This is a genomic window from Pseudomonas sp. Colony2, from assembly GCF_019382755.1.
Lineage (GTDB): Bacteria > Pseudomonadota > Gammaproteobacteria > Pseudomonadales > Pseudomonadaceae > Aquipseudomonas.
In genome coordinates this window covers 6,886,548-6,898,748 of sequence record NZ_CP080030.1, presented here as the reverse complement: position 1 = coordinate 6,898,748, position 12,201 = coordinate 6,886,548, and the positions used below count along the sequence as shown (strand labels likewise).

The following is a 12,201-nucleotide window of genomic DNA, read 5'->3' as shown; positions in this document are numbered from 1 at the left end:
CCTTGAGTCAAACCCCGTAAGGTTTGACAATGTGTTACTTCGTATTTCCATTTGAGATCCATTCATGATTGCCCCCTTCCGTTTTCTTGCCTGGCTGGTGCTGCCGGCGTTGATGTCGTGCAGTTTCAACCTGCTGGCTGCAACTGCCGAGGGCGCGCCCCAAGCCCTGCATTTACTGGACTACATCGGTGCGGACTACCCCCCGACAGTGGAGGCGGGCAAGGTTATCGATGATTCCGAATACCGTGAACAGGTAGAGTTTCTCGGGGTGTTGCAGGGGCTTGTGGCCGATCTGCCGGAAAAGCCCGAGCGTGCCGAGCTGATAAAAGGCGTGGATGAACTGTTGGCGGCGGTGACGGCTCATCAGGATGGCGCGGCAGTTGCGCACCAGGCCCGGCAATTGGGCGCCAAGTTGGCAGTGGCCTATGAAGTCAGCCAGGCCCCGGCCATTACCCCCGATCCGACGCGCGGTGCGCCGCTGTACGCGCAGAACTGCTCGGTGTGCCACGGCGCTACAGGCGCCGGCGATGGCCCCGCAAGCGTGGGCATGACGCCGCCGCCCGCCAACCTGCGGGACGCTGCACGCCTCGATCGCTTGAGCCTCTACGCGATCTACAACACCCTGGGTCTGGGCGTGGAAGGCACCGACATGCCGTCGTTTGCCGATCAACTGGACGACCGCCAGCGCTGGGACCTGGCGACCTATATCGCCGGCTTCACCGCCGACCCGGCTGCCGCGAACAGTGAAAAGTCCTTCAACCTCGCCGACCTCGCGCGCCAGACCCCCAACGAAGTGCTGGCTGCCGAAGGTCCCGGCGCAGTTGCCACCTTCCGCGCCCAGCGCGCCCAACCGCCGCAGGTCAAGCGTGGCCCGGCGCAGTTGCTTGATTACACCGCGGCCACCCTCGACAAAAGCCTCGCCGCGTTCCGCAATGGCGAGCACGAGCAGGCCTACGACCTGTCGGTAGCCGCCTACCTGGAAGGTTTCGAGCTGGTTGAAAGCTCCCTCGATAACGTTGATGCCAACGTGCGCAAGGACACCGAAAAGGCCCTGATGGCCTACCGGCAGTCATTGCAGGACGGCTTGCCGATCGAGCAAGTGCAGCAGCGCCTGGATGTGGCCAAGGGCAAGCTCACCGAGTCCGCCGGCCTGCTGGGCAGCGATGGCTTGAGCTGGTCCCTGAGCTACATCTCCGGTTTGCTGATCCTGCTGCGCGAAGGCCTGGAAGCGATCCTGGTGCTGGCGGCGATTCTCGCGTTCCTGCGCAACACCGGCCAGCAATCGGCGGTGCGCAGCGTCAACGTCGGCTGGGGCCTGGCGCTGTTGGCCGGCTTGGCGACGTGGGCGTTGGCGGCTTATGTGATCGACGTCAGCGGCGCCCAGCGCGAGTTGCTGGAAGGCTGCACGGCGCTGTTTGCCAGCGTGATGGTGCTGTGGCTCGGGGTGTGGATGCACGACCGCCGTCACGCGGCCGCCTGGCAGGACTACATCAAGAGCAGCCTGGTGGGCGGTGGCGGGCGCTTCGGTTTTGCGATGCTGGCGTTCTTCTCGGTGTACCGCGAGCTGTTCGAAGTGATCCTGTTCTACGAAACCCTGTGGTTGCAGGCCGGCCCTGCCGGGCACAACGCGGTATTGGCCGGTGGCGCCACGGCGCTGGTGCTGTTGGTGGGCCTGGCCTGGGTGATTCTGCGGGGCTCGGCGAAACTGCCGCTGGCGCTGTTCTTCGGCATAAACGCGGCGTTGCTGTGCGCGCTGTCGGTGGTATTCGCCGGGCATGGCGTCAAGGCGTTGCAGGAAGCCGGGATCTTCGGCACCCGGCCGGTCGCGTTCTTTGACTTCGACTGGCTGGGCATTCACGCCGATGCCTATTCCCTGAGCGCCCAGGCTGTGGCGATCCTGGCGATTGTGGTGCTGTACGGTCGCAGCCGGCTGGCTGAAAAGCGCCGGGTGGTGGCTTAACCATGCGCGTGTGGATCGATGCAGACGCCTGCCCCCGGGCAGCCAAGGATCAGGTGGTGAAGTTCGCCCTCAAGCGCCAGTTCGAAGTGGTGCTGGTGGCCGGGCAGAGCCAGATCAAGCCGAGCTTCTCGTGCGTGAAGTTGATCGTGGTGCCCAGCGGCCCGGACGCGGCCGATGACTACCTGGTGGAGCACGCCGTGCCCGGTGACCTGGTGATCTGCAGCGATGTGCCGTTGGCCGACCGCTTGGTGAAGAATGGCGTGGCTGCGCTCGACCCACGAGGCAAGGAGTTCAGCCCGCAGAACATGAGCGAGCGGCTGGCGGTGCGTAACCTGTTCACCGATCTGCGGGAGCAGGGGCAGATGGGCGGTGGCCCGCCGCCCCATGGGGACAAGGACAAGCAGGCGTTTGCCAATTCGCTGGATCGGATTCTGACCCGGCTGATGAAGGCCTAATCGTTCTCGTGGGTCAGTTCCAGCACCCGGTCCACCAGCTTGTTGATGCCTGACGCCACTTCGCTGATGCGTTTGCCCAGCATGTAGGCCGGGGTACTCACCAGCTTGCGCGCCTTGTCTTCGACGATGTCGTCGACCGCGCATTCCTGGTGGGTGGCGCCCATCTTGTCCATGGCGGCTGCGGTGTCGGCGTCATTGCCGATGGTGCAGGTCACGCCTGGGCCATAGATCTTCGCTGCCAGCGCCGGCGAGATGCAGATCAGCCCGACGGGCTTGCCCGCTTCGGCAAACGCCTCGGCCAGTTCCAGCACCTGCGGGTTGACGCTGCACCCGGCGCCTTCCACGGCAAAGTTCGACAGGTTCTTCGCCGCGCCAAACCCCCCGGGCACGATCAGTGCGTCGAAATCCTCGGCGTTGGCCTCACGAATGTCCTTCACCTCGCCACGGGCAATGCGCGCCGACTCCACCAGCACATTGCGCGACTCGGGCATCTCCTCGCCCGTCAGGTGGTTGATCACATGCAACTGGGCAATGTTCGGCGCAAAACACTGCACCTCGGCGCCGCGCTGGTCCAGGCGCAGCAGGGTGATCACGCTTTCATGAACCTCAGCCCCGTCGTACACGCCACAGCCGGAAAGGATCACTGCAATCTTTTTGCTCATGGGCATTTCTCCTGATTCATGGCGTTAAATGTCTACTCATTTGTCACTCATTGCCAATGGGATATCCAGCCGCTACACCTACTCTAGATGTAACAATAATTGACCGGACTTGCCCATGGACTTCGTCCCTTACGCGGTACCGTTTTTCATTGCCTTGATCGTGGTCGAGCTGCTGGCCGACTACCGGCGCGGCCAACGCAACTACCGGGTGGCTGACGCCATCAACAGCCTCAGCACCGGCGTGCTGTCCACCACCACAGGGCTGCTGACCAAAGGGGTGGGCATCCTCACCTATGCCTTCGCCCTCAAGCACCTGGCGATCATCGAGCTGTCGGCCCAGAGCGTCTGGACCTGGGTGTTCGCCTTTGTGTTCTATGACTTCTGCTACTACTGGCTGCATCGCATGGGCCATGAGCGCAACATCCTCTGGGCCGCGCATTCCGTGCATCACCAGAGCGAGGACTACAATCTCAGCACCGCCTTGCGCCAGACCAGCACCGGCTTCCTGCTGAGCTGGATCTTCTACTTGCCGCTGGCCGTGTTGGGCGTGCCGCTGGTGGTGTTTATCAGCGTGGCGTCCCTCAACCTGTTGTATCAATTCTGGGTGCATACGCGGCATGTGCCGAAGCTCGGCTGGTACGAGTGGTTCTTCGTCACGCCATCCAATCATCGGGCCCACCATGCACAGAACGCTCTCTACATGGATCGCAACTACGGCGGGGTGTTCATTATTTGGGACCGCCTGTTTGGCTCCTTCCAGGAAGAAGACGATAACGAGCCGGTAATCTTTGGCGTGACCACGCCCTTGGCCAGCTGGAACCCGCTGTGGGCCAACCTGCAGTTTTATGCGCAGCTGTGGAGTGATGCTCGGCGCACCGAAAGTGGGTGGGACAAGCTGCGGATCTGGTTCATGCGCACCGGTTGGCGCCCGGCGGATGTGGCGGCAAAGTACCCGATGGCCAAGCCGGACTTGAGCCAGTTCCGCAAGTTCGAGGTGCCGCTGGATGGGCGCCAACAGATTTACATCGCGCTGCAGTTTGCCGCGTACGTGGGTTTTGGCAGCTACCTGATGAATTTCGGCGAGGGCTTGCCGACCGCTGCCCTGGTGTTGGGCTGGAGCGCGATGGCATTGGGGTTGTTTACCCTGGGGGTGGCGCTGGAGAACCGCCCGTGGGCGTTGAAGGCTGAACTGCTGCGCCTGGCACTGAATGTGCCTTTGGTGTGGCTGGCGCCGCTGGTGGGGCTGTGGCCGGCCAGCGCGTTGGGCTGGCTGGGGCTGGTCAGTTACAGCTTGCTCAGCGGCATCGGCCTCTACTGTTGCAGAGACCGGCTTACTCGACTGGCGTCGTAGGCTTTTCGGCTTTTTCAGGTTCGCCGGCCGCCAGGCGAACCTTCTCGGCGGCACAGGCTTCGCGGGTCAGGCGGGCGTTCTTGACGCGCCGGCGAATCCACAAGCCCAGGCCCAGCACCAGCAGTGCGCCCAGCACCCACAGCTCGTATTTCTTGACGCTGCCCAGCATGCCTTCCAGTACCGCGCCGAAATGGTAAGCCGCAGCGCCCAGCGCAGCGGCCCACACGGCGGCGCCAATCCCGTTGAGCAACAGGTAGCGACCCGGCGGGTAGCCCGACAAACCAATGGCCACCGGCATCACCGTGCGCAAACCGTAGACAAACCGGAAGCTCAGCACCCAGATGTCCGGGTGCTTGCGAATATGCTCCAGGGCCTTGTCGCCCAGCAGTTGCCAGCGCGGCTTGCGCGCCAACAGTTTGCGGCCGTGCTTGCGTCCCAGGAAGTACCACAACTGGTCGCCGGCGTAGCTGCCGAAAAAGGCAACGACCACCACCAGGTTGATATCCATGTATCCACGGAACGCCAGGAAGCCTGCGAGAACCAGGATGGTTTCGCCTTCGAAGAAGGTGCCTAGGAACAGCGCAAAGTAGCCGAAGTCATGCAGAAATTGTTGAAGCATGGTCTGGGTGCTGGCGAAATGAACGCGCAGCCTACGCCTTCGTGAACATTCATGAAAGTATCGAGATGTGTCACGAAGTGAACAATTCCTACATAAACGACGAATGCGACTACAGGTCGCACGCCGGTTGCCTTACGGCGCATGAGCTAACCACAACTGTAATTCCTTCGTCATAATGGCCGCTTATAACTGTCACGCTCGCCCGTCAAGCCGGGCTCAGGAGTCTGCCGTGAGCTTTACCCCCGCCAACCGCCTGTTTCCCGCCACTCGTCTGCGTCGCAACCGTCGTGATGATTTTTCCCGGCGCCTGGTGCGTGAAAACGTGCTGACGGTGAATGATCTGATCCTGCCGGTGTTTGTGCTGGACGGTGAAAATCGTCGGGAAGCGGTGGCGTCGATGCCGGGCGTGGAGCGCTTGACCATTGATTTGCTGCTCAAAGAGGCCGCGAACTGGGTTGAACTGGGGATTCCGGCGCTGGCGCTGTTCCCGGTCACGCCGTCCGGGCTCAAGTCCCTGGACGCCGCCGAAGCCTGGAACCCCGACGGCATCGCCCAGCGCGCCACCCGCGCCTTGCGTGAACGCTTTCCGGAGCTGGGGGTGATTACCGATGTGGCGCTGGACCCGTTCACCACCCACGGGCAGGATGGCATTCTCGACGAAGAAGGCTATGTTCAGAACGACATCACCGTTGATGCGCTGGTAAAACAGGCCTTGTCCCACGCCGCAGCGGGCGCCCAGGTGGTGGCCCCCTCGGACATGATGGACGGTCGCATCCAGGCGATTCGCGAAGCCCTGGAGCTGGCCGGCCACGTCAACGTGCGCATCATGGCCTACTCGGCCAAGTACGCCAGCGCCTATTACGGCCCGTTCCGCGATGCGGTGGGTTCGGCGCTGAACCTGGGCAAGGCCAACAAGGCCTCGTACCAGATGGACCCGGCCAACAGCCACGAAGCCCTGCACGAAGTGGCCGCGGACCTGGCCGAAGGCGCCGACATGGTGATGGTCAAGCCCGGGATGCCGTACCTCGACATCCTTTATCGGGTCAAAGAGGAATTCAAGGTGCCGACCTTTGTCTATCAGGTCAGCGGTGAATACGCCATGCACATGGCCGCGATCCAGAATGGTTGGTTGAGTGAAGGGGTGATCCTTGAATCCCTGACTGCCTTTAAACGCGCGGGTGCCGATGGCATCCTGACTTACTTCGCCGCCCGCGCTGCCCAATTGCTTAGAGAGCAACACTAGCCCTCACAGGAACACTCGATGAATACCGAAGGACTCACAGAAGTTGCCGTAAAAGACGCTCACCCGGTGGTCGAACAAGCTACCGAGACCCCGCCGGAGCTGGAGCCGGCCCCGCCTGCCGTGGTGGCCGAAGCGCCCGCTGCCGCGCCGGTACCGGTGGTTGCGGTTACCAACCTGGATGACAGCAGCCTGTACATCCATCGCGAGCTGTCACAACTGCAATTCAACATCCGCGTGCTGGAACAGGCGCTGGATGAGTCCTACCCATTGCTGGAGCGGTTGAAATTCCTGCTGATCTTCTCCAGCAACCTGGACGAGTTCTTCGAGATCCGTGTCGCCGGCCTGAAGAAGCAGATCACGTTCGCCCGTGAACAAGCCGGTGCCGACGGCCTGCAACCGCATCAGGCCCTGGCCCGCATCAGCGAGCTGGTACACGGCCACGTGGACCGCCAATACGCGATCCTCAATGACATCCTGCTGCCGGAACTGGAAAAGCATCACGTGCGCTTCATCCGGCGCCGGCACTGGACCACCAAGATCAAGACCTGGGTGCGCCGCTACTTCCGCGACGAAATCTCGCCGATCATCACCCCCATCGGCCTCGACCCGACGCACCCGTTCCCGCTGCTGGTGAACAAGAGCCTGAACTTCATTGTCGAGCTGGAAGGTATCGATGCCTTCGGTCGCGACTCGGGCCTTGCGATCATTCCGGCACCGCGCCTGTTGCCACGGATCATCAAGGTACCGGAAGAGGTGGGGGGCGCTGGCGATAACTATGTATTCCTTTCGTCGATGATCCACGCCCACGCCGATGACCTGTTCCAGGGCATGAAGGTCAAGGGCTGCTACCAGTTCCGCCTGACCCGTAACGCCGACCTGGCGCTGGACTCCGAAGACGTCGAAGACTTGGCCCGCGCCCTGCGCGGCGAGCTGTTCTCCCGTCGCTACGGTGATGCGGTGCGCCTGGAAGTGGCGGACACATGTCCGAAACACCTGTCCGACTACCTGCTCAAGCAGTTCAACCTGAGCGAGACCGAGCTGTACCAGGTCAATGGCCCGGTGAACCTGACGCGCCTGTTCAGCATTACTGGTCTGGACAGCCACCCGGAGCTGCAATACACGCCGTTCACCCCGCAGATCCCGAAACTGCTGCAAAACAGCGAGAACATCTTCAGTGTGGTGAGCAAGCAGGACATTCTGCTGCTGCACCCGTTCGAGTCCTTCACCCCGGTGGTCGACCTGCTGCGCCAGGCCGCCAAGGACCCGCACGTGCTGGCTGTGCGCCAAACCCTGTACCGCTCCGGCGCCAACTCCGAAATCGTCGATGCGCTGGTAGACGCCGCGCGTAACGGCAAGGAAGTGACGGCGGTGATCGAACTGCGGGCGCGGTTCGACGAAGAGTCCAACCTGCAACTGGCCAGCCGTCTGCAAGCCGCCGGTGCGGTGGTGATCTACGGCGTGGTCGGCTTCAAGACCCACGCCAAGATGATGCTGATCCTGCGCCGCGAAGCCGGTGAGATCGTGCGCTACGCCCACTTGGGCACCGGCAACTACCACGCCGGCAACGCCAAGCTCTACACCGACTACAGCCTCCTGACCTCCGACGACGCCTTGTGTGAAGACGTCGGCAAGCTGTTCAGCCAGTTGATCGGCATGGGCAAGACCTTGCGCATGAAGAAACTGCTGCACGCGCCGTTCACCCTGAAGAAGGGCATGCTCGACATGATTGCCCGCGAGACCCAGTTCGCCCTCGAAGGCAAGCCGGCGCACATCATCGCCAAGTTCAACTCGCTGACCGATCCGAAGATCATCCGCGCGCTGTACAAGGCCAGCCAGTCGGGTGTGCGTATCGATTTGGTGGTGCGTGGCATGTGCTGCCTGCGGCCGGGCATCGCCGGGGTATCCCATAACATCCACGTGCGTTCGATCATCGGGCGCTTCCTGGAGCACACGCGGGTGTTCTACTTCCTCAATGGCGGCGAGGAGCAGATGTTCCTCTCCAGTGCCGACTGGATGGAGCGCAACCTCGACAAGCGTGTGGAGACCTGCTTCCCGGTGGAAGGCAAGAAACTGATCATGCGGGTCAAGAAGGAGCTGGAAAGTTATCTCACCGATAACACCCACAGCTGGAGCCTGCAGTCGGACGGGCGCTACGTGCGCAACACCCCGACCGGCAACCAGAACCCGCGCAGCGCCCAGGCGACGTTGCTGGAGAAGCTGGGCAGCCCGATTCTGACGGTGAACTAAAAACCGACGCGGTCAAAAATGTGGGAGCGGGCTTGCTCGCGAAAGCGGTGGATCAGTCGATGAATCTGTTGACTGACACTCCGCCTTCGCGAGCAAGCCCGCTCCCACATTTGTTTTGTGGCGTTGGATTGTTCCCACGCTCTGCGTGGGAATACATCCTGTGACGCTCCGCGTCACTCACTCATATCAGCGCACGTTCAGCGTGAACCCAACCCGCGTCAGCCACTCGGCTTCCTGGGCGAAATCCGCCTGGGTCAGCTGGTTTTCATCCAGCCAGTTCTTCGGGAATACCACGTCCAGGCTGTCGGCATTGGCCCGCAGGACCACTTGCGGCATTTCCTGGGTACCACGGATGTGGTGGAACAGGATCGCAAACCGCAGCAGCGCGCACAGGCGAATCAGCTTGATGCCCTCGGCACCGAACTCGGCAAACTTGTCCCGGGGGATGTTGCGGCGGTGGCCGCGTACCAGCAGCGCGAGCATCTGCTGGTCTTCACGGGAGAAACCCGCCAGGTCCGAGTGCTCGATCAGGTAGGCGCCGTGCTTGTGGTAATGGTAGTGGGCGATGTCCAGCCCCACTTCATGGACCTTGGCCGCCCAGCCCAGCAGTTCACGCCACACGCCGTCTTCCAGGTCCCAGTCCGCTGCGACCTGGTCGAAAGCATGCAGCGCCTTGCGTTCAACCCGCGCCGCCTGTTCCAGGTCGACGTGGTAACGCTCCATCAACGAGCTGAGGGTGCGCTCACGGACGTCTTCATGATGATGACGGCCCAGCAGGTCGTAGAGCACCCCTTCACGCAGGGCGCCATCGCAGTGGTCCATGCGTTGCAGTTCAAGGGCGTCGAAAATCGCTTCGAGAATCGCCAGGCCCGCCGGGAAAATGGTGCGGCGATCAGGCTTGATGCCTTCGAAGTCGATCTTCTCGGCATCCCCCAGCTTGAACAGCTTGCGCTTGAGCCAGGCCAGGCCTTCGGCGTTGACCTCGCCAGCGCCATGGCCGCCGGCCTTGAGGGCCAGGCCGATGGCGCGGATGGTGCCGGACGAACCGATGGCCTCATCCCAGGTCAGGCGGTGCAGGGCGTGCTCGATGCTCATGATCTCCAGCCGCGCCGCCGTATAAGCCTGGGCGTAGCGGGCCGGGGTGATCTTGCCGTCCTTGAAATAGCGCTGGGTGTAGCTGACGCAGCCCATTTGCAGGCTTTCGCGCAGCAGCGGCTCGAAGCGCTGGCCAATAATGAATTCGGTACTGCCACCGCCGATGTCGGCCACCAGGCGCTTGCCCGGAGTGTCGGCCAGGGTGTGGGACACGCCGAGGTAGATCAGGCGCGCTTCCTCGCGGCCGGAGATGACCTCTACCGGGTGCCCGAGGATCTCCTCGGCGCGGCGGATGAACTCGCCCCGGTTGCGGGCTTCGCGCAGGGCGTTGGTGCCGACGATCCGCACGGCGCCCGGGGGCATGCCGTTGATCAGTTGGGCAAAGCGCTTCAGGCAATCGAGCCCGCGCTGCATGGATTCTTCATTGAGCTGACGCTCGTCGTCGATCCCGGCAGCCAGCTGCACTTTCTCGCCGAGCCGCTCAAGGATGCGGATTTCGCCGTTCTGGGCCTTGGCCACGACCATGTGAAAGCTGTTGGAGCCCAGGTCGATGGCGGCGATCAGGGACAGATTCTTGGCTTGGGATTGCGGCATGGTTAAGGGGTCTCGGTCGATAACCTCGCCATCGTGCCACGATCAACCGCTGACGCCAACGCGTAGTGCTTCCGGAATTCGCTCATCGGTGTCTTGGAGGAAAATCTGCAGGATATGTAGGGCGATTCTTGATGCGCCTGGCGATTGTTCCGTAGGGCAAGTGGAGTAACGGAAATCTCCAGCTTTAATAGGCTTCCTGAATATGCCTACATGGCTGGGTTATTTGTTCCAGTCGATAATTAAGTCAGGACTACTGCAAGGATGATCTAAGGGGACATTGTTTTTTTACCGCTCTGACACTAGTTCAGGCGTCGTCTCATTCTTTCTTCGGGTGTTTACGAGAGAGACTGTCACTCGGCAATTAAGCCGTGGTGTTAACTATTTGTAGTTTGCCTATCAAGGTTGATAGCAGTTGGGCATGGAATAGCCCGGCGAACCACATGCACCTGAGAACTTCAGTGACAGGATGAACATGAACAGAACATTTGGTTTGGCAATAGTTGTCGTTGGCCTGGCGGTAAGCATGGGTACTCAAGCAAATACAAGTGGTGCCGGGAACCTGAGAGTCACCGGAACCATTAAACCAGCTGCATGCACGGTAAACCTCGGCGCCACAGGCGGCACCGTTGATTACGGTACGATCAATGCGTCGAGCATTCCGCTGACCTCTTTCTATCCTCTGCCGGAAAAGTCGCTGCCGTTAAACGTCAACTGTGGTGCGGCGGCTGCCCAGATGGCACTGTCCGTTACTGACTCACAAACAAACAGTGTCGTAAGGGGGATCCTGGGAACCGGCTTCACCGACAACCACAACTTTGGTCTTGGCGCGGTCGGAACCAGGAATACCGGTGGCTATTCGATCAGGCTCGCCACCTTGACCACTGTCGGCGCTACGCTGTACCCGCTTAGAAGGACAAGCTCCGGCGGTGCCTGGAGCACCAGTGACGGCAAGGTCGAAAAATCTCCTTACCAGCACTCCTGGAGCCGTAATAACAACACAACTCCAGCCGCGGTCTCTTCCGTTACCGGCACTCTCGTAGTCAAGGCTGTGATCAATCGCGGCGATGCACTGGATCTCAGCAGGGATATTCAATTGAATGGAGCTGCTACTTTGGTAGTAACTCGAATCTAACTCTATAAACATGGCCAGCATTTAGCAGGCGGTCGCGCACCGTGGCTTCGTGCTGGCTCTTTATATGCGTATAGGTATTTCGTGATTGTCAACGGTGCGTTATCTGGTTGCGGGTAGAGTTCGATGAGTCGTATTTTAAATACAGTTAATGCTCTGTTCTGGTGTGCGAATCTTTATTTTTTAGTTTCTGGCAGTGTAAGAGCGGATGGAATGGAGCCGGAAACATCCGTTGTTATTCTTTATGAAGAGAACGGTGAAGCGACGATCAACGTAAAAAATACGGACGCTGGCCCTGCTTTACTTCACACAGTCATTCAAAACGTCCCGGAAGATCCGGAGACACTCTTGATCGTTACGCCTCCTATCGCCCGTGTCGAACCGGGCGAAACACAACTTGTGCGGTTTATCAGTACCTTGAAGCAGCCGCTCAAGACTCAGCGATTGAAGCGCGTCACCTTTGAAGGTATTCCGCAGGCGCGCGCCGAAGGGCGCTCGACCATTGGAGTGACCATTCGACAGGACTTACCGCTGATCCTGCATCCCCAGGGCTTGCCGCGGCATCAGGAGCCATGGAAGTTGCTGAAGTGGAAGCTGCGGGGAAATCGGCTGACGGTTCATAACGACAGTGCCTACGTGGTCCGGATGGGGCTGGAGGTGCACCTGCTGCCGTCGAGGCACCCGGCGATATTGCCGCGCACCTATATCCTGCCTGGCGAAGTGTTATCAACCCGCATCGAAGAGGCGATGGCCCAGGTCAGCGGTGTCGAGATTCAACCGGCGACGGTCTACGGGTATTCGGCAACCGCCTACGAAGCCTCCGTTGTTGTCGAGGCGGGTTGAGCG

Annotated in this window: 10 protein-coding genes; 7 read left to right on the top strand and 3 right to left on the bottom strand. The window is 61.0% G+C overall.

The window, feature by feature from the left end:
* Window positions 1-64: 64 nt before the first annotated feature.
* Window positions 65-1,960 (top strand): FTR1 family protein, encoded by a 1,896-nt coding sequence (locus JV201_RS28370; protein WP_214499832.1) that lies wholly within the window; start codon window positions 65-67, stop codon window positions 1,958-1,960.
* A gap of 2 nt (window positions 1,961-1,962) precedes the next feature.
* On the top strand, window positions 1,963-2,415 hold the full coding sequence (locus JV201_RS28365; RefSeq protein WP_003214020.1) for a YaiI/YqxD family protein: 453 nt from the start codon (window positions 1,963-1,965) through the stop codon (window positions 2,413-2,415).
* Here the strand turns inward: JV201_RS28365 and elbB are convergent.
* Window positions 2,412-3,077, bottom strand: coding sequence for an isoprenoid biosynthesis glyoxalase ElbB (gene elbB, locus JV201_RS28360; protein WP_003214018.1), 666 nt, complete (start codon window positions 3,075-3,077; stop codon window positions 2,412-2,414). The two genes, JV201_RS28365 and elbB, sit on opposite strands and share 4 nt — an antisense overlap.
* Window positions 3,078-3,192: 115 nt before the next feature.
* Here elbB and JV201_RS28355 point away from each other — a divergent pair, with 115 nt between their 5' ends.
* A complete protein-coding gene (locus JV201_RS28355) occupies window positions 3,193-4,428 on the top strand; it encodes a sterol desaturase family protein (protein ID WP_008439297.1) in 1,236 nt (411 codons plus the stop codon).
* On the opposite strand, the gene JV201_RS28350 is transcribed toward JV201_RS28355, so the two are convergent.
* Window positions 4,409-5,047: a DedA family protein gene (locus JV201_RS28350; protein WP_003214015.1), complete on the bottom strand. Its 639-nt coding sequence runs from the start codon at window positions 5,045-5,047 to the stop codon at window positions 4,409-4,411. The two genes, JV201_RS28355 and JV201_RS28350, sit on opposite strands and share 20 nt — an antisense overlap.
* A gap of 229 nt (window positions 5,048-5,276) precedes the next feature.
* Between JV201_RS28350 and hemB the strand changes: the two genes are divergently transcribed.
* Both hemB and ppk1 read left to right on the top strand, forming a co-directional pair.
* Window positions 5,277-6,290, top strand: coding sequence for a porphobilinogen synthase (gene hemB / locus JV201_RS28345; protein ID WP_219406286.1), 1,014 nt, complete (start codon window positions 5,277-5,279; stop codon window positions 6,288-6,290).
* An 18-nt stretch (window positions 6,291-6,308) separates the two neighbouring features.
* Window positions 6,309-8,537, top strand: coding sequence for a polyphosphate kinase 1 (gene ppk1, locus JV201_RS28340; protein WP_003214009.1), 2,229 nt, complete (start codon window positions 6,309-6,311; stop codon window positions 8,535-8,537).
* 186 nt (window positions 8,538-8,723) lie between these two features.
* On the opposite strand, the gene ppx is transcribed toward ppk1, so the two are convergent.
* Complete coding sequence (gene ppx, locus JV201_RS28335) at window positions 8,724-10,226, bottom strand: exopolyphosphatase (protein ID WP_102370143.1); 1,503 nt, start codon at window positions 10,224-10,226, stop codon at window positions 8,724-8,726.
* Window positions 10,227-10,698: 472 nt separating this feature from the next.
* On the opposite strand from ppx, the gene JV201_RS28330 reads away from it, so the two are divergent.
* Together JV201_RS28330 and JV201_RS28325 are read left to right on the top strand one after the other, a co-directional pair.
* A complete protein-coding gene (locus JV201_RS28330; protein ID WP_008438866.1) occupies window positions 10,699-11,358 on the top strand; it encodes a DUF1120 domain-containing protein in 660 nt (219 codons plus the stop codon).
* Window positions 11,359-11,481: 123 nt separating this feature from the next.
* Window positions 11,482-12,198, top strand: a complete 717-nt coding sequence (locus tag JV201_RS28325) for a fimbria/pilus chaperone family protein (RefSeq protein ID WP_219406285.1) — start codon at window positions 11,482-11,484, stop codon at window positions 12,196-12,198.
* The last annotated feature ends 3 nt before the right edge of the window (window positions 12,199-12,201 follow it).

Bases quoted from the DNA above. Each gene is read 5' to 3' on its own strand.
- JV201_RS28370 (WP_214499832.1), top strand. From the start codon at position 65: ATGATTGCCCCCTTCCGTTTTCTTGCCTGGCTGGTGCTGCCGGCGTTG.
- JV201_RS28365 (WP_003214020.1), top strand. From the start codon at position 1,963: ATGCGCGTGTGGATCGATGCAGACGCCTGCCCCCGGGCAGCCAAGGAT.
- elbB (WP_003214018.1), bottom strand. From the start codon at position 3,077: ATGAGCAAAAAGATTGCAGTGATCCTTTCCGGCTGTGGCGTGTACGAC.
- JV201_RS28355 (WP_008439297.1), top strand. From the start codon at position 3,193: ATGGACTTCGTCCCTTACGCGGTACCGTTTTTCATTGCCTTGATCGTG.
- JV201_RS28350 (WP_003214015.1), bottom strand. From the start codon at position 5,047: ATGCTTCAACAATTTCTGCATGACTTCGGCTACTTTGCGCTGTTCCTA.
- ppk1 (WP_003214009.1), top strand. From the start codon at position 6,309: ATGAATACCGAAGGACTCACAGAAGTTGCCGTAAAAGACGCTCACCCG.
- ppx (WP_102370143.1), bottom strand. From the start codon at position 10,226: ATGCCGCAATCCCAAGCCAAGAATCTGTCCCTGATCGCCGCCATCGAC.
- JV201_RS28330 (WP_008438866.1), top strand. From the start codon at position 10,699: ATGAACAGAACATTTGGTTTGGCAATAGTTGTCGTTGGCCTGGCGGTA.
- JV201_RS28325 (WP_219406285.1), top strand. From the start codon at position 11,482: ATGAGTCGTATTTTAAATACAGTTAATGCTCTGTTCTGGTGTGCGAAT.